23 protein-coding genes and 3 tRNA genes are annotated in these 20,943 nt (G+C 64.9%); 13 read left to right on the top strand and 13 right to left on the bottom strand.

Features of this window, described 5'->3' with window-relative positions; all coding sequences use genetic code 11:
* Positions 1-36: 36 nt before the first annotated feature.
* From ACQY8B_RS02260 to ACQY8B_RS02235, 6 genes are read left to right on the top strand one after another with little or no spacing between them, the layout of a single operon-like run.
* Complete coding sequence (locus ACQY8B_RS02260) at positions 37-930, top strand: alpha/beta fold hydrolase (protein WP_422089133.1); 894 nt, start codon at positions 37-39, stop codon at positions 928-930.
* Positions 927-2,111 carry an alanine racemase gene (locus tag ACQY8B_RS02255; RefSeq protein WP_422085210.1) on the top strand — a complete coding sequence of 395 codons (1,185 nt, stop codon included), beginning with the start codon at positions 927-929 and terminating at the stop codon, positions 2,109-2,111. Before ACQY8B_RS02260 ends, ACQY8B_RS02255 begins: the two co-directional genes overlap by 4 nt.
* A 44-nt stretch (positions 2,112-2,155) precedes the next feature.
* Positions 2,156-3,007: a MotA/TolQ/ExbB proton channel family protein gene (locus ACQY8B_RS02250; protein ID WP_422085209.1), complete on the top strand. Its 852-nt coding sequence runs from the start codon at positions 2,156-2,158 to the stop codon at positions 3,005-3,007.
* Positions 3,008-3,044: 37 nt separating this feature from the next.
* Positions 3,045-3,473 carry an ExbD/TolR family protein gene (locus ACQY8B_RS02245; protein WP_422085208.1) on the top strand — a complete coding sequence of 143 codons (429 nt, stop codon included), beginning with the start codon at positions 3,045-3,047 and terminating at the stop codon, positions 3,471-3,473.
* 12 nt (positions 3,474-3,485) lie between these two features.
* Positions 3,486-3,920 (top strand): ExbD/TolR family protein, encoded by a 435-nt coding sequence (locus ACQY8B_RS02240; RefSeq protein ID WP_422085207.1) that lies wholly within the window; start codon positions 3,486-3,488, stop codon positions 3,918-3,920.
* On the top strand, positions 3,917-4,573 hold the full coding sequence (locus ACQY8B_RS02235) for an energy transducer TonB (protein ID WP_422085206.1): 657 nt from the start codon (positions 3,917-3,919) through the stop codon (positions 4,571-4,573). Before ACQY8B_RS02240 ends, ACQY8B_RS02235 begins: the two co-directional genes overlap by 4 nt.
* A gap of 221 nt (positions 4,574-4,794) precedes the next feature.
* On the opposite strand, the gene ACQY8B_RS02230 is transcribed toward ACQY8B_RS02235, so the two are convergent.
* Positions 4,795-5,040, bottom strand: coding sequence for a hypothetical protein (locus ACQY8B_RS02230; RefSeq protein WP_428744997.1), 246 nt, complete (start codon positions 5,038-5,040; stop codon positions 4,795-4,797).
* Between the two features lie 22 nt (positions 5,041-5,062).
* Here ACQY8B_RS02230 and ACQY8B_RS02225 point away from each other — a divergent pair, with 22 nt between their 5' ends.
* Positions 5,063-5,218, top strand: coding sequence for a hypothetical protein (locus tag ACQY8B_RS02225; protein WP_422085205.1), 156 nt, complete (start codon positions 5,063-5,065; stop codon positions 5,216-5,218).
* 373 nt (positions 5,219-5,591) lie between these two features.
* Positions 5,592-7,970, top strand: a complete 2,379-nt coding sequence (locus ACQY8B_RS02220; protein WP_422085204.1) for a hypothetical protein — start codon at positions 5,592-5,594, stop codon at positions 7,968-7,970.
* On the opposite strand, the gene ACQY8B_RS02215 is transcribed toward ACQY8B_RS02220, so the two are convergent.
* The 8 genes from ACQY8B_RS02215 to ACQY8B_RS02180 all read right to left on the bottom strand — a co-directional run bounded on the left by ACQY8B_RS02215 (position 7,946) and on the right by ACQY8B_RS02180 (position 13,891).
* Positions 7,946-8,683: a phage integrase central domain-containing protein gene (locus ACQY8B_RS02215; RefSeq protein ID WP_422085203.1), complete on the bottom strand. Its 738-nt coding sequence runs from the start codon at positions 8,681-8,683 to the stop codon at positions 7,946-7,948. The two genes, ACQY8B_RS02220 and ACQY8B_RS02215, sit on opposite strands and share 25 nt — an antisense overlap.
* A 44-nt stretch (positions 8,684-8,727) precedes the next feature.
* Entirely contained in the window at positions 8,728-8,970 is a 243-nt protein-coding gene (locus ACQY8B_RS02210; protein ID WP_422089132.1) for an Arm DNA-binding domain-containing protein, read from the bottom strand.
* Positions 8,971-9,142: 172 nt separating this feature from the next.
* Positions 9,143-9,230, bottom strand: a tRNA-Ser gene (locus ACQY8B_RS02205).
* Between the two features lie 32 nt (positions 9,231-9,262).
* Positions 9,263-10,525: a radical SAM family heme chaperone HemW gene (gene hemW / locus ACQY8B_RS02200; RefSeq protein WP_422085202.1), complete on the bottom strand. Its 1,263-nt coding sequence runs from the start codon at positions 10,523-10,525 to the stop codon at positions 9,263-9,265.
* A complete protein-coding gene (rdgB, locus tag ACQY8B_RS02195; RefSeq protein ID WP_422085201.1) occupies positions 10,525-11,130 on the bottom strand; it encodes an RdgB/HAM1 family non-canonical purine NTP pyrophosphatase in 606 nt (201 codons plus the stop codon). The genes hemW and rdgB overlap by 1 nt, the downstream gene beginning before the upstream one ends.
* A 59-nt stretch (positions 11,131-11,189) precedes the next feature.
* On the bottom strand, positions 11,190-11,924 hold the full coding sequence (rph, locus tag ACQY8B_RS02190; RefSeq protein ID WP_422085200.1) for a ribonuclease PH: 735 nt from the start codon (positions 11,922-11,924) through the stop codon (positions 11,190-11,192).
* Between the two features lie 43 nt (positions 11,925-11,967).
* On the bottom strand, positions 11,968-12,876 hold the full coding sequence (locus ACQY8B_RS02185) for a PP2C family protein-serine/threonine phosphatase (RefSeq protein WP_422085199.1): 909 nt from the start codon (positions 12,874-12,876) through the stop codon (positions 11,968-11,970).
* Positions 12,877-12,883: 7 nt separating this feature from the next.
* Complete coding sequence (locus ACQY8B_RS02180) at positions 12,884-13,891, bottom strand: serine/threonine protein kinase (RefSeq protein ID WP_081269837.1); 1,008 nt, start codon at positions 13,889-13,891, stop codon at positions 12,884-12,886.
* Between the two features lie 91 nt (positions 13,892-13,982).
* Here ACQY8B_RS02180 and ACQY8B_RS02175 point away from each other — a divergent pair, with 91 nt between their 5' ends.
* The 4 genes from ACQY8B_RS02175 (at position 13,983) to ACQY8B_RS02160 (ending at position 18,131) form a co-directional block, all read left to right on the top strand.
* Positions 13,983-14,906: a YicC/YloC family endoribonuclease gene (locus ACQY8B_RS02175; protein ID WP_106936933.1), complete on the top strand. Its 924-nt coding sequence runs from the start codon at positions 13,983-13,985 to the stop codon at positions 14,904-14,906.
* Positions 14,907-14,917: 11 nt separating this feature from the next.
* Entirely contained in the window at positions 14,918-15,538 is a 621-nt protein-coding gene (gene gmk / locus ACQY8B_RS02170) for a guanylate kinase (RefSeq protein ID WP_422089131.1), read from the top strand.
* Between the two features lie 40 nt (positions 15,539-15,578).
* Complete coding sequence (gene rpoZ / locus ACQY8B_RS02165) at positions 15,579-15,782, top strand: DNA-directed RNA polymerase subunit omega (RefSeq protein WP_007835875.1); 204 nt, start codon at positions 15,579-15,581, stop codon at positions 15,780-15,782.
* Between the two features lie 93 nt (positions 15,783-15,875).
* Positions 15,876-18,131 (top strand): RelA/SpoT family protein, encoded by a 2,256-nt coding sequence (locus tag ACQY8B_RS02160; RefSeq protein WP_422085198.1) that lies wholly within the window; start codon positions 15,876-15,878, stop codon positions 18,129-18,131.
* Positions 18,132-18,156: 25 nt separating this feature from the next.
* On the opposite strand, the gene greB is transcribed toward ACQY8B_RS02160, so the two are convergent.
* The 4 genes from greB to ACQY8B_RS02140 form a co-directional block, all read right to left on the bottom strand.
* Complete coding sequence (gene greB, locus ACQY8B_RS02155) at positions 18,157-18,732, bottom strand: transcription elongation factor GreB (RefSeq protein ID WP_422085197.1); 576 nt, start codon at positions 18,730-18,732, stop codon at positions 18,157-18,159.
* Between the two features lie 55 nt (positions 18,733-18,787).
* A tRNA-Arg gene (locus ACQY8B_RS02150) sits at positions 18,788-18,864 on the bottom strand.
* A gap of 116 nt (positions 18,865-18,980) precedes the next feature.
* Positions 18,981-19,057, bottom strand: a tRNA-Arg gene (locus tag ACQY8B_RS02145).
* A gap of 11 nt (positions 19,058-19,068) precedes the next feature.
* Positions 19,069-19,995 carry a LysR family transcriptional regulator gene (locus tag ACQY8B_RS02140; RefSeq protein ID WP_422085196.1) on the bottom strand — a complete coding sequence of 309 codons (927 nt, stop codon included), beginning with the start codon at positions 19,993-19,995 and terminating at the stop codon, positions 19,069-19,071.
* 75 nt (positions 19,996-20,070) lie between these two features.
* Here ACQY8B_RS02140 and ACQY8B_RS02135 point away from each other — a divergent pair, with 75 nt between their 5' ends.
* Positions 20,071-20,940 carry an HpcH/HpaI aldolase/citrate lyase family protein gene (locus tag ACQY8B_RS02135; protein ID WP_422085195.1) on the top strand — a complete coding sequence of 290 codons (870 nt, stop codon included), beginning with the start codon at positions 20,071-20,073 and terminating at the stop codon, positions 20,938-20,940.
* The last annotated feature ends 3 nt before the right edge of the window (positions 20,941-20,943 follow it).

Below are 20,943 nucleotides of genomic sequence, written 5' to 3'. Positions count from 1 at the left end.
GCCGGTGCACTGCCACCGTCGTTGGACGGGCGCGGCATGCCCGCGCCGGGCGAGGTGTACACCGTCGACGGCCGCAAGATGCACCTGCAGCGCAGCGGCCCCGCGCCGGCCACTGCCCTGCATCCCACGCTGGTGCTCGAAGCCGGCGGCGGCTGCGCCTCGCCTATCTATGCACGCCTGCAGAAGGCGCTGTCGGCCAAGTACCCGGTGATCAGCTACGACCGCGCCGGCATGGGCTGGAGCGAGGCAGACGACGCACCCTTCGACGGCAAGCGCAACGCGCAGCATCTGCATGCGCTGCTGGCCGCGGCCGGCGTGACCGGCCCGATCGTGCTGATCGGCCATTCGCTGGGCGGCCTGCTGAACCGCATCTACACCGGCCTGTATCCGGAGCAGGTAGCCGGCGTCGTGATGCTCGACTCCAGCCATCCGGAGCAGTTCGAAGCGTTCCAGGGCCTGCCGGCGGAAACGTTGGCGCCGGAGCGCAAGAAGCGCGCTGAGTTCCAGGCCGGCGGCCTGCCGCCGCCGGAGTTCGCGCTGGTACAGGCCATCTTTGCCGACATGCCCCATGTGCTGCGGCAGATGGCCGCGAACTACACGCCGGAAACCGTCGACACGATGGTGAAGGAACATGAAGGCCTCCAGCACGTCGCCCGGCAGGCCGGCGCGTCGCCGGACCTGGGCACGCGGCCGCTGTCGGTGCTGTCGGCCACGGTCATGCCGAAGCTGCCGCCAGGTGCCGAGGAAGGCGCAGAAGTGCAACGGCGCTGGCCCGAGTACCAGGAGGCGCATGCGGCGCTGTCGAAGCGCAGCCGCCTGCATCGCGTCGAGGGCGCCGAGCACATGTCGCTGGTGGTGCTGCCGCCTTTCGTGAACCGCATTGCCGAAGAAGTCGACTGGGTCATGGCGGAGCTCGGATGCGCCCGGTGACGCCGCTCGCACAAACGGCGCTGGCCGAGCTGAACACGCCGGCGCTGTTGCTCGACAGCGCAGTCCTCGAACGCAACTGCGACGCGATGGCGCAGCGCGCGGCGCGGCACGGCGTGGCGCTGCGCCCGCACCTGAAGACTTCCAAGTCGGCCGAGGTGGCGCGCCTGGCCACCCGTGGGCACAGCGGCGCCATCACCGTGTCCACCGTGGCCGAGGCCGACTACTTCGCGCGCTACGGCTTCCTGGACCTGACCTATGCGGTGGGCATCAGCGCCGGCAAGATCGATGCGCTGCATCGCGTGCAGCGCATGCACGGCGCCCGCGTGAACCTGCTCGCGGACTGCGTTGGTGCGGTGCGGGCGGTGGCCGCGCGTGCGCGCGCCCTGGGCGCGAGCTTCGGGCTGCTGATCGAGGTCGACACCGGCGGCGGCCGCGGCGGTGTATCGCCCGACGATGAAGAGACGCTGCTCGCCATCGCGGCCGAAGTGCAACGCAGCGAATCGCTGACGCTGGCCGGCGTGCTCACCCACGCCGGCCACAGCTACCACGCCGAGGGGCTGGATTCGATCCGCGCCATTGCCGAAGCCGAGCGCGCAGGCGCGGTGCGCGCCGCCGAGTGCCTGCGCGCGGCCGGCTTCACGGTGGATGTGGTCAGCGTGGGCGCCACGCCAACCGCGGTGTGTGCCGAGCGGCTAGACGGCGTTACCGAAATGCGCCCCGGCGTCTACACCTTCTTCGACCTGGACCAGGCCGCGCGCGGCATCTGCGGCATCGAGGACATCGCGCTGTCGGTGCTGGCCACGGTGATCGGCCACAACCCGCGTTCGCGCCGCGTGCTCATCGACGCCGGCGCGCTTGCGCTGTCGAAGGACGAGTCGGCGGCCGAGTTCCGCGGCGGCCTGGGCTTCGGGCTGGTGTGCCGCGCGGACGGCACCACGCCGTTGCCCGGCCTGCGCGTGGCCGAGCTGCACCAGGAGCACGGCCTGATCGCCATCGAAGGCGATGGCGACGACGACCTGCAGGCCATGTTCGAAGCGCTGCCCATCGGCAGCCGCGTGCGCATTCTTCCGCATCACGCCTGCATGACCGCGGCCCCCTACGACCGCTACCACGTCGTGCGCGGCAGCAGTGCGAGCGTGTACGCCGTGTGGGGCAAGGCCCTCGGCTGGCGCGCGGCCTGACCGCGCGCCCCGATTGCCCTCCGTTTTGTTTTTTGGAGTCAAACATGATGAAGACCTTTTTCGCGAAGCTGATGGCCGTGGCCGCTCCGCTCGCCCTGGCGCTTTGCCTGACCGCCGCGCCGCACGCCGCCAACGCCCAGGCCACGACGGAACCCGCACCTGCATCCGCACCGGCAGTTGCGCCCACCGCCACACCCACGGCGCCGGCCGCGGTGCCGGCCGCCGCCGCCACCAAGGTCGACAACCCCTACGGCATCGGCGCGCTCTGGGCGCAGAGCGACCTGGTGGCCAAGGCCGTGCTGGCCATCCTGGCGATCATGTCGATGGGCAGCTGGTACGTCATCGTCACCAAGCTGCTCGAGCAGATGCGCATGGGCCGGCAGGCGAAGGAAGTCGACAACGAGTTCTGGAACGAAGGCAGCGTGCAGGCCGGCACCGCCAAGCTAGCCGAAGGCAGCCCCTTCCGCTTCATCGCCGATGCGGGCGTGCATGCCACGCGCAAGCATGACGGCCTGCGCGGCAAGGTCGACTTTGCCGACTTCGTAGACCTGTGCATCCACCGCGCCACCGAACGCGTGAACCGGCGCCTGAGCAACGGCATGTCGCTGCTGGCCACCGTGGGCTCCACGGCGCCTTTCGTGGGCCTGTTCGGCACCGTCTGGGGCATCTACCACGCGCTCACCGCCATCGGCATTGCGGGCCAGGCGTCGATCGACAAGGTGGCCGGCCCCGTGGGCGAGTCGCTCATCATGACCGCCATCGGCCTGGCCGTGGCCGTGCCCGCGGTGCTGGGCTACAACTGGCTCCTGCGCCGCAACATCACGGTGATGGACGACGTGCGCGAATTCAGCGGCGAGCTGCACTCCGTGATCCTGTCGGGCCGGGCCACCGCCTGAGCGCCGCGCCACCACCGCACGCGAAGCGAGCCACACCATGGCGATGAACATCCCATCCGGCGGCGGCGACGAGGAACAGGCCATCGCGGCCATCAACACCACGCCGCTGGTCGACGTGATGCTGGTGCTGCTGATCATCTTCCTCATCACCATCCCGGTGGTCAATTACTCGGTGCCCGTGGAAGTGCCGAAGCAGCGCAACGAGGTGCGCGAGAGCAAGCCCGACACCATCGTGCTGTCGGTGGACACGGCCGGGCGCATCTACTGGTACGACACGCCCGTGCGCGACGTGAACAACCTGGCCGAGCGGCTGAAGAAAGTGGCCGCCCTCAACCCGCAGCCCGAGGTGCACATACGCGGCGACTGGCACTCGGTGTACGAGCCGGTGGGAAAGATCATCTACGCGTGCCAGTCGGCCGGCATCGTCAAGGTCGGCTTCATCACCGAGCCGCCCGCGCGCAACTGAGAACACACAGCCATGCGAAAAGAAAAACAGGGGCGCCGCAGCGGCACCCCCACCGACGAGCCCATGATGGACATCAACACCACGCCGCTGATCGACGTGATGCTGGTGCTGCTGATCATGCTCATCATCACCATCCCCATACAGCTGCACGCGGTGAACCTGAACATGCCCAACGGCAACCCGCCGCCCAGCGACATCAAGCCCGAGGTGCTGCGCGTGGACATCGACGAGCACAGCACCGTGCTGTGGAACGGCGAGGCCGTGGCCGAGCTGTCCGAGGTGGAGCGGCGCTTCGAGCAGCTCGCGGCGCAACCGGTGCAGCCTGAAGTGCACCTGCGCCCCGACAAGCAGGCCCGCTACGACGTGGTGGCCGGCGTGATGGCCTCGGCCCAGCGCTCCGGCCTGACCAAGCTGGGCATCATGGGCTCGGAGCAGTTCATCCCATGAGCCGCGCCAACGACTTCGACCCCAAGTCCCGCTTCGGCCCCGTGGGCATCGGCGTGATGGTGCTGTTCCACGTGCTGGTGGGCTACGCGCTCGTCTCGGGCCTGGCGCGCAAGACCATCGAGATGATCAAGAAGCCGATGGACGCGACCATCATCACGGAAGTGAAGGTGCCGCCACCGCCGCCCCCTCCCCCGCCGCCTCCACCGAAGAAGATCATCCGGCAGGAGACGCCGAAGGCACCGCCGCCGCCGCGTCCGGCCTACGTGCCGCCGCCGGCGGTGACGCCGCCGCCGAGCACCGCGCCCGCCATCACCGCCGTGCAGAACACCGAACCGGTGGCGCCGCCGCCCGCCGCGCCGCCGGCACCGCCCGCGCCTCCCGCCCCGTCCCAGGCGGTGTCCACCGACATCGCGGTGGCATGCCCCAGGCAGGTGAAGCCCGAGATGCCGCGCAAGGCACTGGACGAAGGCATCAGCGGTGTCGTCAAGGCCGAGGTGCGCATCAAGGGCGGGCGCGTGACGGAGGTGCGCTTTCTCTCCGGGCCCAAGGTCTATCAATCGGCGGTGCGCTCGGCGGTGATGCGCTACGAATGCCAGACCACGGGCGATGCCGAGGTCGTGGCGACGCAGGAGTTCGTCTTCAGGATCGAGTGAGTGAGGACTGAATGAGCGCGACGGCCCGGCGCTAATGCCGGGCTAATCCTTCTCACCCGCCGACACCTTTGCGCCACCAGCGGTTTCGTAAATTCAACCCAGCTTTACGGTCCGTTCATCAAATCGTCTCGGCTGCAGGCAGAACATGCAAGTTCCGGCAGGCAAAGGAAGACGACGCCATGGCATCCAATCCATCGCAACCCATAGGCCACACGGCCGCATCACCATCCCCTGAACCCGCATCCGACGAAACGGCGATCCCCGCGCTGGTGGCGCAGGTGGCCCTTCACCTGGGGAAAGAACTTCTCAACGATCTGGAAGACGCCGGCGCCGAGGCCGGTCTTGTCGATGCCGATGTGCATGACGTTGTATTGCTGCGGGATTCGCTTGATCGCGTCGGCCTGGGCTTCGAAGTCCGAACCCTTGAACTGCTCGCGGTGCAGGATGCGGAACTTCCCGCCCGGCATCATTCCGCAGCGCCCTGCGCGCGTGGCCGGCTACAAACGCAAGATTGACGAAACACCGTGGATCGTCTCCCGCGTGCGGCACTCGCTTGACGGCAGCGGCTATACGAGCCAGCTAACGCTGGAAACCGAGCAAGCCGAAGGCGTGGAAGGCCAGGAAGGCGCGACCGTGGACGATTGACAGTTCGCGCGAGGGCCACGCGCCGTGTGCAGGAGGCCCTGCCACGTGGGTGATTGACCTGACGTCGAGTTTCATCGAGAACAGAATTTGTTCGCCGACTGGATTCCCGCCACGTGCGCGGCACAACACCTCGCGTTCACATCGTCGAAATGCGTTGATCGCGTTTTAGCTCGACCAGAGGCCAAATATTGCGACCTCGATGATTACTCGGCTGCGACCGCTGGCCACGCCGAGATCGCCGCCAAAGCCGTCGTTCGCGTGAGAGTGCGTGCGGGCACGATGCCTCTCGCGCCTTGTCTGACCATCCCAGTACACTGACTTCATCATAGGTGGGCCAGCAGCCGCCCCGATCGTTTTTCAGCACGAGTACTCAATGAGCCTAATCACTGATCTTTCCAAAGCGATATCCGAGGAAGATGTTAAGGACGCTTACATCAAGGCATTGGGCCTTAAGAGTTTCAAGAAGGGATTAATTGATATCCAAGCGGAAGAGATTTGGTTTGAGGCGAAGTCGGTTGCTGTCGCTCCCGTTCTCATGTTCACCCAGCTTCTCTTCTATGTGCGGGACGCGAGGAAGAAAGGCGAGCACATACCGCCGTTCCTGGCAGTTATTGATCGCGAAAAAGCCGCCATCATGGAAACTGCTAAGGCTCTGCCGATAATGATGGACAAGTCCATCAAGTGGCCGAAGTCGGCGTCGCAGGTGGACAAAAAGGTAGCAGCCCAAGCCGCTCCGTACATCGAAACTCATTTCGTGGTCTACAAGATCGAAAGCCACGAAAAGGAGTTCATCAACACAATCAAGACCGCGATCAAGGCGGGAAAGCTTATCCGTACACCGATCACACCTGCAAACTTGCGGCAGGTATTCGATCAATGGGTCGAGATGATCGGCAAGGAGATCGATGGAGTTACCGAATCCGACTACGCCCTTCTATTCTTTGCAGACATCATGCACGATGGTGCGAAGGCCGCGATGGCAGATCTCCCTGCTCGATTGCTGCACGATGACGATCGTCCGCTCTTTCTGTTGAATGGAAAGACGTTCGAGTTATCGAGCGACCGAGGCTATCGGAAATTTTGGGCGATCTACCATCGACCGCCCGAAGAAGAGTACCGCGGCTACCTTCTCGAACGCAGAGACAGTCTGCTCCCAATCGATGAACGGACCTTCAAGGGAGCCTTTTACACGCCGCTGCATATCGTTGACAAGGCCTATGACCTGTTGGCTAAGACGTTGGGCACAAACTGGCAGAAGAACTACGTCGTTTGGGACATGTGCTGCGGCGTTGGGAATCTCGAAGTTAAACATTCGAACCATCGCAACATTTTCATGAGCACGCTGGACAGGGCCGATATCGAGGTGATGACCGCAAGCCACACCTGCGTTGCGGCGGAGAAATTTCAATACGACTACTTGAACGACGACATCACGGATGGCGGGGAGATCGACTATTCGTTGTCCAAGAAGCTGCCTTCCGCCCTCAAGCAAGCGATCGAGGATGCGAATACGAAGAAGAAGGGTGCGAAGAAAATCCTCGTCTTGATTAACCCACCTTATGGCGAGACAGGCTCAGGCATCGGAAAGGGCGATACAAACAAGGTAGGCATCGAGCAGTCTAAGATCAACATTCAAATGAACTTCGGCTATGCGAGCAAGGAACTGTTTGTGCAGTTCTTGGCGCGTGTGCAAAAGGAGCTTCCGAACGCCACGCTGGCCATGTTCAGCACGTTGAAATACGTCCTAGCTCCCAATTTTGAGTCGTTCCGAGCGCAGTGGGAGGCCGAGTTCCTTGGTGGTTTCGTTGTTCATAGCAAGGCGTTTGATGGAATCAAAGGCGATTTTCCTATTGGCTTCCTGGTTTGGGACACCTCGAAAAAGGAGCCGATCACCAGCATCGAAACGGACGCGCTCACCAAGACCGGCGAGCTCCTCGGAACGAAGGTGTTCGCGAACCGCCCTGCCAATACCTACCTGAACAAATGGATTACTCCGCCGAAAGCCAACAAGGAATTGGCATTGCCTCTCTCGAATGCATTCACGATCTCAACGAACCCTAGGCTCAAGCGGTCGTGCGACGACATGATTGGTTACCTGTATGCAAGCAACAACGACTTGCAGCACTCAGGGCAGGAGACGCTAATCACATCGTCAATCTACACCGGAGGGAACGGCGGCGGCCTGTACATCAACGCCCAGAACATCGCAGAGGTTGCTGTTGTGTTCTCCGTACGCCTTCTGATTGCCCATACTTGGCTAAATCACAACGACCAATTCTTGCAACCCTCGTTGCCGCTACCTGGCGAGTTCAAGTCCGACTGTCTGATCTACATGTTGTTTTCAGGCAAGAACTTGAGCGCGGGATGTAAAGGCCTTGAATGGAACGACGACTCCTGGACTCTCGTGAATCACTTCATCCCCTACACGGAGGTTCAGGTCGGCGCAGCGAGTAGATTCGAATCAAGCTTTATGAGCGACTACATTGCCACCCTCAAGCTTTCGAGCGAGGCAAAGGTAGTGATGGCTGAAGGACAGAAGCTATGGAAAAAGTACCACGGTACTCGCTTCGAGAAGCGAATCCGCGACGAGTACAAGCTGAATCGGCCCGACGTTGGTTGGTATCAGATCCGAAGAGCGTTGAGAGCCAACATCGAGAATGATGAAGTAGATTTCACACCTCTAGAGGCGGCTTACCAAGCGTTAACGTTGAAACTGCGGCCCGACGTCTACGATCTGGGATTCTTGTTCTGAAGCTTGGGCATGTTCCCGAAAACCGATCTTGATACACGACTGCTTGCGGCCGACAACCCATGCGCGTCGTTGCCACCCGCCAAGCCGCGCCTGATCCAGTCTTCTGGATGCGCCGGCGTTCCAGCCTTCCGCACGACCAGCATGTTGCACAGGTCGCACCGTTGATGGATGCACGCATGCGAGGCGAGCTGCCGCCTCAGTGGGTGCCGGCGTTCGACATCATCATGCCGCTCAAGCCGAAGGTGCGCACCGTCGGTGGCGACTGGCTCAGCTGGAATCTGGCGCGCGTTGATGCAATGCGCGCCTTCGAGCACGAACACAAGGACATCCTTCACTGGTCTATCGGCGACTCCGAGGTTTGTGCCCGCGCAGGACGTTGCGCATGTGCGATCGACGACATGCTCAACGGTCACCCGCTGCCGATGAGCAGGCAGGACAAGCTCGACACCGTGCTCGACTACTGCGAGCGCCTCGACGTCGACAGGCCCAATGCGAAGACCCCCCAGGGCGTGATCGCGCGCGGTCGCCGTCTCCGTCTTTGTTCGCCAAATCGGATCGAGGACGCGCAGCACCTCATCCTGCCCAATCTCGGCCACGTCCATGTGGCCCAGCACCGGCTCAGCGTAGTCCTTGAGGGTGTTCTCCCACTGCTGCCGGTGCTTTGGGTTCAGCCACTCACTTTCCTTCGCGGCGATGAACCTTTCGCACGCCACCTTGAACGTCAGCGCCCACGCCTGGGAAGCTGCAGCAGCCTTTTTTAGCGCGTCGCGCGCCTCGATGGGGCTTCCCCTGAGTCGATCAATTTATGCGCCTCACGCGCTCGCTCGCGGGCCTGAGAGAGCGGCACGGCAGGAAAGCCGCCCAACCCCATGCGCCGGCGTCGAGTGCCGATCTTGAAGCGCAGAATCCACGCGCGCGATCCGCTGATGATCTGCAGGTACAGGCCAGGGATGCCGCCCACGTTATGGTCGCCCTCTTCCCTCAGGCGGCCAACCTCCATCGCAGACAGTTCACGAGATCGCTTTGGCATTGCTCCCGACCGGTCATACAACGGGCCATCCCAAAAGCGCTTACACGGCATGTTACGGCTGGTCAGGGCGGCAGAGTATATGCACTTCCCCAATGAAAAACGCGCCCTGAGGCGCGTTTTGACATCTTGAAAATGCTTGTCCTGGCGGAGAGTGTGAGATTCGAACTCACGGACGCTTTCACGTCGGCAGTTTTCAAGACTGCTGGTTTAAACCACTCACCCAACTCTCCGGAACTTAAGATTTTAAGCCGACGGCGGCACCCTACTCTCCGTCCGGCAGGAACATCGCCTGCAGATCGCTCAGAAAGTCCAGCCCGCGTTCGGTGGGCCACACCCGGAACAGGTCGCGCGCCAGGAGCCCCTTGCGTTCGGCCTCTTCCAGGCCGCGCTGGATGGCGGTCATCGCGAGCCCAGTGCGTTCGCTGAACTGGGGCAGCGTGAAGCCGGCCTTCAGCCTCAGCGCATTGAGCATGAACTCGAATGGCAGGTCGGCCAGCGCCACCTCATCGCTCTGCGACACGGCGGCGCCGGCGCGGGCGTTTTCCATGTACAGCCGCGGCTCGCGGTAGCGCACTTGGCGCACGATGCGGTGCGCAAAGCTCAGCTTGCTGTGCGCGCCTGCGCCTATGCCAAGGTAGTCGCCAAACTCCCAGTAGTTGCGGTTGTGCCCGCAGGCATGGCCTTCGTGCGCATAGGCCGACACTTCGTAGCGCGTCATGCCGACGGCGCTGGTGCGTTCGGTGATGCGGTCGAGCATCTCGTAGGCGATGTCGTCCTCGGGCAGCGTCGGCGGAAACTTGGCGAACCAGGTGTTGGGCTCGATGGTCAGGTGGTACACCGACAGGTGCGGCGGCGCGAGCGACAGGGCTTGCGAAAGGTCGGCCTCCAGGCCCTCCAGCGTCTGGCCCGGCAGGGCGTACATCAGGTCGAGGTTGAAGGTGTCGAAAGCGCTCGCGGCCTCTTCGACTGCCGCAATGGCCTGCGCACGGTCATGCACGCGGCCCAGCGCCTTCAGGTGCTCGTCGTTGAAGCTCTGCACGCCCACCGACAGGCGCGTGACGCCCGCGGCGCGGAATGCACGGAAGCGGTTGCGCTCGAAGGTGCCGGGGTTGGCTTCTAGCGTGATCTCGCAGTCGGGCGCTAGCTTCAGGCGCGCGCGCACGTCGCCCAGCAGGCGGTCGATGGCTTGCGGCGAGAACAGGCTCGGCGTGCCGCCGCCGATGAAGATGGTGTGCACGGTGCGCCCCCAGATGAGGGGCAGCGCCGCGTCGAGGTCGGCCACGAGCGCGTCGATGTACGCCTGCTCGGGAATGCCTTCTATGTCGGCCTCGCTGGCGGCGCGCCATTCGTGCGAGTTGAAGTCGCAGTACGGGCACTTGCGCAGGCACCACGGCAGGTGGATGTAGAGCGAAAGCGGCGGCAGCGCGCTGAGCTGCAGCGGGCCGGGCCGCATCCAGTGCAGCACGTCGTTGGCCTGCGGCGCGCCCGTGGGCTGCGCCGGCTGGATCGGGAAGACGGTGGCCATTACGCGGGCAGCCAGCATTCGCGCATCAGGGCCAGCATGGCCTGCGCCGCGCGGCCACGGTGGCTGTTGGCGTTCTTGATCTCGGGCGTCAGCTGGGCGAAGGTCTTGCCGAAGCTCGGCAGGTACATCACGGGGTCGAAGCCGAAGCCGTTGTCGCCCACGGGCTCGGGCGCGATCTCGCCGACGACGCGGCCCACGGCAATGAGCGGTTCCGGGTCGTCGTGGCTGCGCAGCGCGACCAGCGTGCTGACGAGCGCGGCGCGCCGGTTGACGACACCGCTCATCTGTTCGAGCAGCGCCTTCACGTTGTTGGCGTCGCCCTTGGCGTAGCCGAACTGGGTGGCGTAGTAAGCGGTGTCGACGCCCGGCAGGCCGCCGAAGGCGTCGACGCACAGGCCGGCGTCGTCGGCGATGGCCGGCAGGCCGGTGGCGGCGCTGGCATGGCGCGCCTTGGTCAGCGCGTTCTCGACGAAGGTGCGGAAAGGTTCTTCAGCCTCGCCCACGCCCAGCGCCGACTGCGGCACGAGCGTGACGGCCAGTTCCGCGAACAGTTGCTGGAGTTCGGCGAGCTTGCCTGCGTTGTTGGAAGCCAGAACCAGTTTCATAGAAAGTCAAAGTGGCTGTGGCGCCCGCCTTGGAAGCAGGCGCCAGTAGCTGGAGGTGGTCAGTTGGCGGCGAGCAGCGCCTGCTTCTGCAGGGTCACGAGTTCGCCGATGCCCTTTTCGGCAAGGCCGAGCAGGCTGTTCATTTCGTCGCGGGTGAAGGCCACGCCTTCGGCCGTGCCCTGCACTTCGACGAAGTGGCCGGCGCCGGTCATGACGACGTTCATGTCGGTGTCGCAGGAGGAATCTTCGGTGTATTCGAGGTCGAGCAGCGGCGTGCCTTCGACGATGCCCACCGAGATGGCGGCCACATGGCCCTTGATGGGCGATGCAGCCAGGGTGCCCGCGGCGATGAGCTTGTTGACGGCGTCTTGCGCGGCCACGAAGGCGCCGGTGATGGCCGCGGTGCGCGTGCCGCCGTCGGCCTGCAGCACGTCGCAGTCGAGGTGGATGGTGCGCTCGCCCAGGGCAGCCAGGTCGAACACGGCGCGCATCGATCGGCCGATGAGGCGCTGGATTTCCTGCGTGCGGCCGGTCTGCTTGCCCTTGGCGGCCTCGCGGCTGCTGCGGGTGTGGGTGGCGCGCGGCAGCATGCCGTATTCGGCCGTGACCCAGCCTTCGCCGCTGCCCTTCTTGTGCGGCGGCACTTTCTCTTCGACCGAGGCGGTGCACAGCACGCGGGTCTGGCCGAACTCGATCAGCACGGAGCCTTCGGCATGGATGGTGAAGCCACGGGTAATGCGCACCGGGCGCAGCTGGTCGGCGGCACGGCCGCCGCTTCGTGTGAAAGCAGTCATTGTTTGAGACTCGAAAGAGGAGAACAAGGAACGAACGGCGCGCTCAGGTCTTGCGGGCGGCCGAGCGGCGAATGGCTTCGTTGATCTCGGCGATGGAGCGCTCGATGGCATCTTCGTCGAGGTCGTCGATCTCGTTGTCCGACGGCATGCCGGCCTGGATGGTGGAGGCGAACACGCCGTCTTCTATGGTTTCGGTGGACACGCCGCTGCGGTCGTCGCCCGTGCTGTCGGGCATCTCCCATTCGAGGGCGATGAGCGTGACGTTGTCGCTGTGGGCGCCGCCCTTGCGCAGCGCCATTTCGGCGAGGTCGGGGGCGGCGTCGGACACGGGCTTGCCGGAAGAAAGCGTGTGCACGATGAGCGCGTCGTCGAGCACGCCCCACACGCCGTCGGAGCACAGCATGAGGCGGTCGCCGCGCTGCAGCTGCAGCGGGCTCGACACGTCGAACAGCGGCGTGGTCGGCGAGCCGAGGCAGGTCAGCAGCAGGTTGCGGTTGACGGGCGTGTCGGAGCCGTGCGGCTTGGGGCGCTCGGCGTGGGAGTGGTCGCGCGTGCGGGTCAGCAGGCGGCCGTCGCGCACGACGTACAGGCGCGAGTCGCCGCAGTGCATCCAGGTGGCGGTGGTGCCCTGGAGCACGGCCGCGACGACGGTGGTGCGCGGCGTATCGAGCATGGCCTTGTGGCTGGCGTACCGCATGATCTGCTGGTGCGCGGCCATGGCCGATTCGGCCAGGAAGGCTTTCACGTCTTTCACGATCGGGCGTGCCTCGCGCTGGTAGAGCGCGGCGATGGTCTGCAGGGCCAGTTGCGCCGCCACTTCGCCTTCCGGATGGCCGCCCATGCCGTCGGCCAGCACGAACAGGCCCGATTCCCGCGTGTAGCAATAGCCCATGCGGTCTTCGTTCTTGAGACGGCCGCCCTTGCGGCTGACCTGGAAGACGGAAAATTTCATGGTGATGTCATGCGGGCCGCGTGGTGGGCGCGGCAGCCTTGGGCAGGCCCTTCTTGTCGAAGGAGCGGATGTTGTCGATGGACAGCCGCACCTTCTCGCCCACGGTGAGCTTGGTGTAGCGGCGCTCGCCCTCGCGGCTGAGTTCCTTCTGCAGCGCGAAGACCGATTGCGGGCGCGACAGCGGGTCGAGCGACATGCACCACTCGACCACCTCGATCAGGTTGTCGGAATACACGCCGCGCAGGCGCGACAGCGACAGGCTGAGGCGGTCTTTCTCGATGCGCCGGGGGGCGTCGTTGGGCGGGTAGCCCTGCATGCAGGCGTAGATGCAGGCGCCGATGGCGTAGATGTCGGTCCACGGGCCCATGGAAGAGTCGCGCCGGTACATCTCGGGAGCTGCGAAGCCGGGGGTGTACATGGGGCGGATGAAGATGCCTTCCTTGCTGAGCACTTCGCGCGCGGCGCCGAAGTCGATCAGCACGGCGCGGTCGTCGTCGGTCACGAAAATGTTGGCCGGCTTGATGTCCAGGTGCAACATCTTGTACTGATGGACGATGCGCAGCCCGCGCAGGATTTCGTCGAACAGCGACCGGATGGTGGACTCGCGGAACACCTTCTGCTTTTTCAGGTCTCGTGCCGTGACCACGAAATCCTGCAGGGTGGCGCCCTCCAGGTAGTTCATGACCATGTAGACGGTCTCGTTCTCGCGGAAGAAATTGAGCACGCTGACCACAGAGGCATGCGAAATTTGCGCGAGCGAGCGGCCCTCTTCGAAGAAGCTCTTGAGCCCCAGGCGGTAGAGGGAGAGCTTCTCGGGCGGCACCTGGGGCGCCAGCTCGTCGGGGCCCCGGGTGGCGAGCGACGAAGGCAGATACTCCTTGATGGCGACCTGCTGTCCGGCAGGGTCGATGGCGAGGTAGACGACACCGAAACCACCCGCGGAAAGCCGGCGTACAACGCGGTATCCGCCAATGACCGTATCGGGCAGCAGGGGCGAAGGCTTGACCTTTGACATAATCCGGGAGTTTCGCCCGAAGGCGATGGTGCGGCAAGCGAACGCCGTGCCGACGCCTCGGTGCTTGCAAGCAAAACCACAGTGAGGCGCAATGCCAGTTTACAGCATGACCGGCTACGCCAGCGGCCAAAATGGGTCCGCAGGCAGCCACTCCGAAGCCGAAGCACGGCCCTCCGCGGCGGGCCGGCTCGGGGTCGAAATCCGCTCGGTCAACAGCCGCTTCCTCGATCTCACCTTCAAGTTGCCGGAGGAACTGCGCCAGCATGAAACCGCGCTGCGCGAGCTGCTCACGGGCAAGCTCAAGCGCGGCAAGGTCGAGGTGCGCGCGGCCATCGAGAACACCGCCCAGGCGGGCGTCGTCGAGCCCTCCGTGAAGCTGCTCCAGCGGCTCAACGGGGTGCAGGACAGCATCAAGGCCTGGCTGCCCGGCGCCCGCGACCTGAGCGTGGCCGACGTGCTGCGCCTGGCCGGCGGCGACAGCGCCGCCCGCGGCGACTGGGGCCCCGACCTGCTCGAGGTGACCGGCAAGGCACTCGACGGCCTGATGTCGGCCCGCCAGCGCGAAGGCGCCCGGCTGGCCAAGATGCTCGAGGCCCACCTGGCCCAGCTGCGCACCCTGGTGCAGCAGGCCGGCCCGCTGGTGCCGCAGCTGGTCGAACAGCAGCGCACCCGCTTCCTGGAGCGCTGGAAAGAGGCCATGGGCCTGACCGAAAGCACCGGCGGCACCCTGCCCGAGGCCGCCCAGGACCGCGCGCTGACCGAGGCCACCGCCTTCGCGATCCGCATCGACGTGGCCGAGGAGCTGACCCGCCTGAACTCGCACCTCGACGAGATCGAGCGCCTGCTCAAGAAGGGCGGCGAGATCGGCAAGCGGCTCGACTTCCTGATCCAGGAACTGCACCGCGAGGCCAACACCCTGGGCTCCAAGTCGGCAGCCCTGGAGCTCACGCGCATTGGCGTGGACATGAAGGTCCTGATCGAGCAGATGCGAGAGCAGGTCCAGAACATCGAATGACGAGCGAAAGCATGGATTACCCCGGCAATATCTTCGTGGTGGCGGCGCCCAGCGGCGCCGGCAAATCGAGCCTGGTCAAGGCGCTGATGGAGCTGGACGCAGCCGTCCAGCCCTCTGTTTCCCACACCACCCGCTCGCCTCGCGGTCAGGAAAAGCACGGCCGCGAGTACTTTTTTGCCTCGCCGACGGAGTTCGACGCCATGATCGCGGGCGACGGCTTCGTGGAATGGGCACATGTGCACGGCCACAAGTACGGCACTTCCAAGAAAGCCATCGAGGAGCGGATCGCCCAGGGGGCCGACGTCATCCTCGAAATCGACTTCCAGGGCGCGCTGCAGATCCGCAAGACTTTTGCCAACGCGGTCATGATCTTCATCCTGCCGCCCAGCTGGGAAGAATTGCGCTCCCGCCTGGAGCGACGCGGCGAAGACAGCGCCGCGGTGATCGAAACCCGCCTGAAGAATGCCGCCGAGGAGATGGCGCAGGCGGGGAAATTCGACTTCGTTATAATCAACGAGTTATTTGAGCGCGCGCTTTTCGATCTCAAGGCGATCGTCCACGCTCAGCGGCTCCGGTACTCCGCACAGCGCCGTGCGCGTGCCGACACATTCGCCGCACTGAACATCCCCTGATATCCGAGTTCATCCGCTCACAGACAGAAAGATTCTCATCATGGCCCGCATCACCGTCGAAGACTGTCTCGTCAATATTCCGAACCGCTTCCAGCTCGTGCTGGCCGCCACGTACCGTGCGCGCATGCTGAGCCAGGGCCACGCCCCCAAGATCGAGAGCAAGAACAAGCCCGCCGTCACGGCGCTGCGCGAAATCGCCGAAGGCAAGATCGGCCTCGAAATGCTCAAGAAGGTGCCGGGCTGATCTGACGCAGCCCTGCAACGAAAAGGCACCGCAATGCGGTGCTTTTTTTATGTCCGGACGCGTCCACGGAGCGGTCACGCTAAAGTGGTAGCCATGAGCGCGGTAGCCAAACATCAGTCCCATGCCACCAAAGGCACGCCGAAGCCGAGCCCGGCGGCGCTGAACGCGGCCGCAGCAAGCTTTGCCGCATTGACGGCGCGGCTCGATTACCTAAGCCCCGAAGACACCGAGCTGGTCCGCCGCGCATATCGCTTCGCGGACGAGGCCCACCTGGGGCAACTGCGCAACAGCGGCGAGCCCTACATCACCCACCCCATAGCAGTGGCGGCGCAATGCGCCGAGTGGAAGCTAGACGCGCAGGCCCTGATGGCCGCCCTGCTCCACGACGCCATCGAGGATTGCGGCGTCACCAAGCCCGAGCTGATCGAGCGCTTCGGCGCCCCGGTGGCCGAACTGGTCGACGGACTCACCAAGCTCGACAAGCTGCAGTTCAACACGCGCGAAGAAAACCAGGCCGAGTCCTTCCGCAAGATGCTGCTGGCCATGGCGCGCGACGTGCGCGTCATCCTGGTCAAGCTGGCGGACCGCACGCACAACATGCGCACGCTGGCCGATGCGCCGCGCGAGAAATGGGCGCGCATCTCGCGCGAAACGCTCGAAATCTACGCGCCCATCGCGCACCGGCTCGGGCTCAACCAGACCTATCGCGAGCTGCAGGAACTGTCGTTCCGGCACCTGAAGCCGTGGCGCTACGCCACGCTGTCCAAGGCCGTGGCCAAGGCCCGCGGCCGACGCCGCGACCTGATCCAGAAAGTGCAGAAAGAAGTCGAGACCGCCTTCTCGGCCGCCGGCATGACGCTTCGGATCGCAGGGCGCGAGAAAACGCTCTATTCGATCTACCGCAAGATGGAAGAAAAGCACCTGAGCTTCGCCCAGGTGACCGACATCTACGGCTTCCGCCTGATCGTGCCGAACGTGATCGCCTGCTACACCGGCCTGGGCATCCTGCACCAGATGTACAAGCCGCTGCCGGGCAAGTTCAAGGACCACATCGCGATCGCCAAGCTCAACGGCTACCAGTCGCTGCACACCACGCTCGTGGGGCCGGCCGGCGTGAGCGTCGAATTCCAGCTGCGCACCGAGGCCATGCACGTGGTGGCCGAATCCGGCGTGGCCGCGCACTGGCTCTACAAGGCCGCCGAGCCGAACGCAGCCAGCAACGACCGCCTGGGCACCAAGTGGCTGCAGTCGCTGCTCGACATCCAGGACGAAACCCGCGACGCCGCCGAGTTCTGGGACCACGTGAAGGTCGACCTGTTCCCAGACGCGGTCTACGTGTTCACGCCCAAGAGCCAGATCATGGCGCTGCCGCGTGGTGCCACGGTGGTCGACTTCGCCTACGCAATCCACAGCAACATCGGCGACCACACCTCGGCCGCGCGCATCAACGGCGACCAGGTGCCGCTGCGCACCGAGCTCAAGAACGGCGACGTGGTCGAGGTCATCACCGCGCCGGTGTCGACGCCCAATCCGGCCTGGCTCGGCTTCGTGCGCACGGGCCGCGCCCGCTCCAAGATCCGCCATTACCTCAAGACGCTGGCGCACGCCGAGTCCGAAGGGCTGGGCGAGAAGCTGCTGGCGCAGGCATTGCGCGCCGAAGGCCTGAGCAAGCTGCCGGAGAACGACGAGGAACACCAGGCGCTGTGGGAAAAGCTGCTGCGCTTCACCGGCAACCGCACCCGCGCTGAGTTGCTGACCGACATCGGCCTGGGCAAGCGCATTGCCAGCATCGTCGCCAAGCGGCTCGTGGCCATGCTCTCGGAGCTGGGCGAACGCCCCGACGCGCTGCTGCTGAGCCGCGAACGCTTCATCTCGCACGAAACCGTGTCGCAGGGCGCGGTCACGCTGGACGGCAGCGAGAACTCATCGGTGCGCTTCGCACTGTGCTGCCGCCCGATTCCCGGCGACCAGATCGTCGGCTACCTCGGACACGGCGAAGGGCTGGTGGTGCACACCGAAGAATGCGGCGTGGGCCAGCGCCTGCGCCACAAGGACAGCGAGCGCTTCTTCGCCGTCGAATGGGCCGACGAGCCCACGCGTGCCTTCGAGACCGGCGTGGTCATCACGGTGCGCAACGACAAGGGCGTGCTGGCGCGGGTCGCCGCCACGCTGGCCGACGCCGAAGCCGACATCACGCACGTCGAAATGGCCGATGAAACGCCGCAGGATTCGACCGACCTGCGCTTCGTGATCGCGGTGCGCGACCGCGCGCATCTCGATGCGGTGCTGCGCGCCGCGCGCCGGACCGCTTCGGTGCTGACGGCATCGAGGACGGTGCCTGTCCCCTGAGCGGGCCTGGATTGAAGCGGCGTTGTTACGTCGCGGCCGGGCGCGGTGCCGGATAGCTCACCGACAGAATCTCGACCTCGTGCGCGCCGCCCGGCGTCACGAGCTTCACCACGTCGCCCTCGCGCGCCTTCAGCAGCGCCCGCGCGATCGGTGAAATCCAGCTGACCTGCGACTTGGCGCTTTCCGCCTCGTCGATGCCGAGGATGGTGACGCTCCGCTCGTCGCCCGTTTCATCGGCATAGCGGACCGTGGCGCCGAAGAAGACCTGGTCTCGGCCGTGGTGCACCGAGGGGTCGGTGATTTCGGCGATTTCGAGACGCTTGGTGAGAAAACGGATGCGGCGGTCGATTTCGCGCAGGCGCTTCTTGCCGTAGAGATAGTCGCCGTTCTCGGAGCGATCGCCGTTCTTGGCCGCCCAGTGCACTGTTTCGACGATCTTCGGCCGCTCTTCGTCCATCAGGTGCAGCAGTTCGTCGCGCAGCCGCGCGTAGCCGTCGGGGGTGATGTAGTTCTTGCTGCCCGCGGGCAGCGGAGGCGATGCGCCATCGGCGCCGTCGTCGTCTCCGTCTGTCTCGGTTTCCTTGGTGAATGCCTTGCTCACGCAGATCCTCCAAATGAAAAAAGCCCGCAACTTGCGTTGCGGGCTTTCCTTGTAGTGGTGCGGCTGGCAGGAATTGAACCCACGACCCCTTGGTTCGTAGCCAAGTACTCTATCCAACTGAGCTACAGCCGCACAGCTTGCAATTATAGCCTGCCTTTTTCGCCCGTTTCCGGAATTCCCGGAGCGAACGAAGCGAAGCCAACAAAGAAAAAAGCCCGGAAGACGAATCTTCCGGGCTTTTCAACAGGTGGTGCGGCTGGCAGGAATTGAACCCACGACCCCTTGGTTCGTAGCCAAGTACTCTATCCAACTGAGCTACAGCCGCTAAGCTCTCGATTATAGCCTGCTTTTTTGAGCCATCCCGGATACGGCGGTTCTGCGCGAAATGCCCTTGCCTCCGCTGACCTGCCCCGCGCTGTCCACGAAGCCCTGGATCAGCCTCAGCCGCGGCGATGCGCGCAGCCACAGCACGCCGAAGCGCCGAGGCTCCGAAGGCAGCGGCAACGCGATCTTGGCAATGCGCTGGCCTTCCAGCAGCGGCGATGCGATGTCCGGCACGATCGAAACGCCGAGCCCGCGGTCGACCATCATTGCAATCGCCAGCAGCGAGCTGAGTTCGAAGCGCTCCTGCGGCACGATGCCCGCGGCACGCAGGTAACGGTCGGCCTGCTTGCCACCGCCAAGATTGCGGTCGTAGCGGATCAGCGGCGATGTCCTCAGCAATTCGTGCGGATCGCGCCGCGCAAGGCGGCTGGGCGCGAGCAGTACCAAGGGCTCTTCGCGCAGCAACGACCAGTCGAAGGTCTTCGGAAGCGCGAACGTCGGGTGCAGGCACACGGCCGCGTCGAGCTCGCCTTGCAGCAGCGCCTTGTGGAGCGTGGCGGTCGTGCCCGACTGCAGGAACACCTTGGCGCCCGGGTGCGTCTTCACGAAGTGCGCCAGGATGTCCGGCAGCAGGCTGTGAATGGCGGTGTTGATGGTGCCCACCAGCAGTTCGCCGCCGGCGGCATCGCTGCCGAGCAGCGCCTTGATGTCGCTCACCTCCCTGAGCAGGTTGCGACCGCGCTGCACCAACTGGTGCCCTGCCTCAGTGGGCTGCACCGTGCGGCCGGCGCGCGCGAGCAGCGGCGCGCCAAGCTCGCGCTCCAGCGCGCGGACCTGCTGGGCCACGGCGGCGGGCGTGAGGTCGAGCCGGCGCGCGGCCTCCGACATCGAACCGGACTCCACCACCAGTAGAAAGCTGTGCAGGTAGGCGGTTTCCATGAAGATAGATTTTCTATGATCTGATCATAGAAAGCATGTGTTTTTCTAATCTCATGGACTGCGGACACTGCATGCATGAGAAGCAAGCTCTTTGTTCCCGGCACACGCCCCGAGTTGTTCGCCAAGGCGCTGGACAGCGCGGCCGACGGCATTTGTCTCGACCTGGAAGACGCGGTCTCCGAAGCGCGCAAGGACGAGGCGCGCGACTGCGTGCGCCAGTTGCTGGCGGGCGTCGATGCCAAGGCCGCCGGCAAGACCCTGATCGTCCGCGTCAACGCGATGGACACGCCGCACTTCGAGCGCGACATCGCCGCGGTGGCGATGCCCGGCGTGCAGCTCATCAACCTTCCCAAGCCCGATAGCCCGGCGCACGTGCAAGCTGCGGCAGAAGCCATCGAGCGTGCCGAGCGGACTCATGGCGTGACGTCACCCATCGGCCTGCTGCTCAACATCGAAACGCCTTCCGCCCTGCGCATGGCCTCGCAGCTCGCCCTTGCGCATCCCCGCGTGAAGGGGCTCCAGCTGGGCCTCGGCGATCTGTTCGAGCCCCTGGGCATCGCGCGGCGTGCGCCGGAAGCAGTCCAGCAGGCGATGTTCGCGGTGCGCATCGCCGCTGGCGAAGCCGGTGTCTACGCCTACGACAGCGCATTCGCCGACATCCGTGATGCCGAAGGCTTTCGTGCCGAAGCGAAGCTCGCGCGCAACCTCGGCTTCCTCGGCAAGACCTGCATCCATCCGAGCCAGGTCGCCATCGCGAACGAAGTGTTCCGCCCCACCGACGATGAAATCGCGCATGCGTGCAAGGTGGTCGAAGCGGCCCGCGAGGCCGACGCCAAGGGCATCGGTGCCTACGTGGTGGACGGAAAGATGATCGACATCCCCTTCGTGCTTCGCGCACGCGCCATCGTCGAGAGCGCGCGCGGGCTCGGGCTGCTGCCCGGTTGATCG

Origin of the sequence: Variovorax sp. (genome assembly GCF_965279555.1) — a bacterium.
Classification (GTDB): domain Bacteria; phylum Pseudomonadota; class Gammaproteobacteria; order Burkholderiales; family Burkholderiaceae_C; genus Variovorax.
The sequence above is the reverse complement of the archived record's forward strand: the minus strand, read 5'-3'. Positions and strand labels throughout refer to the sequence as shown.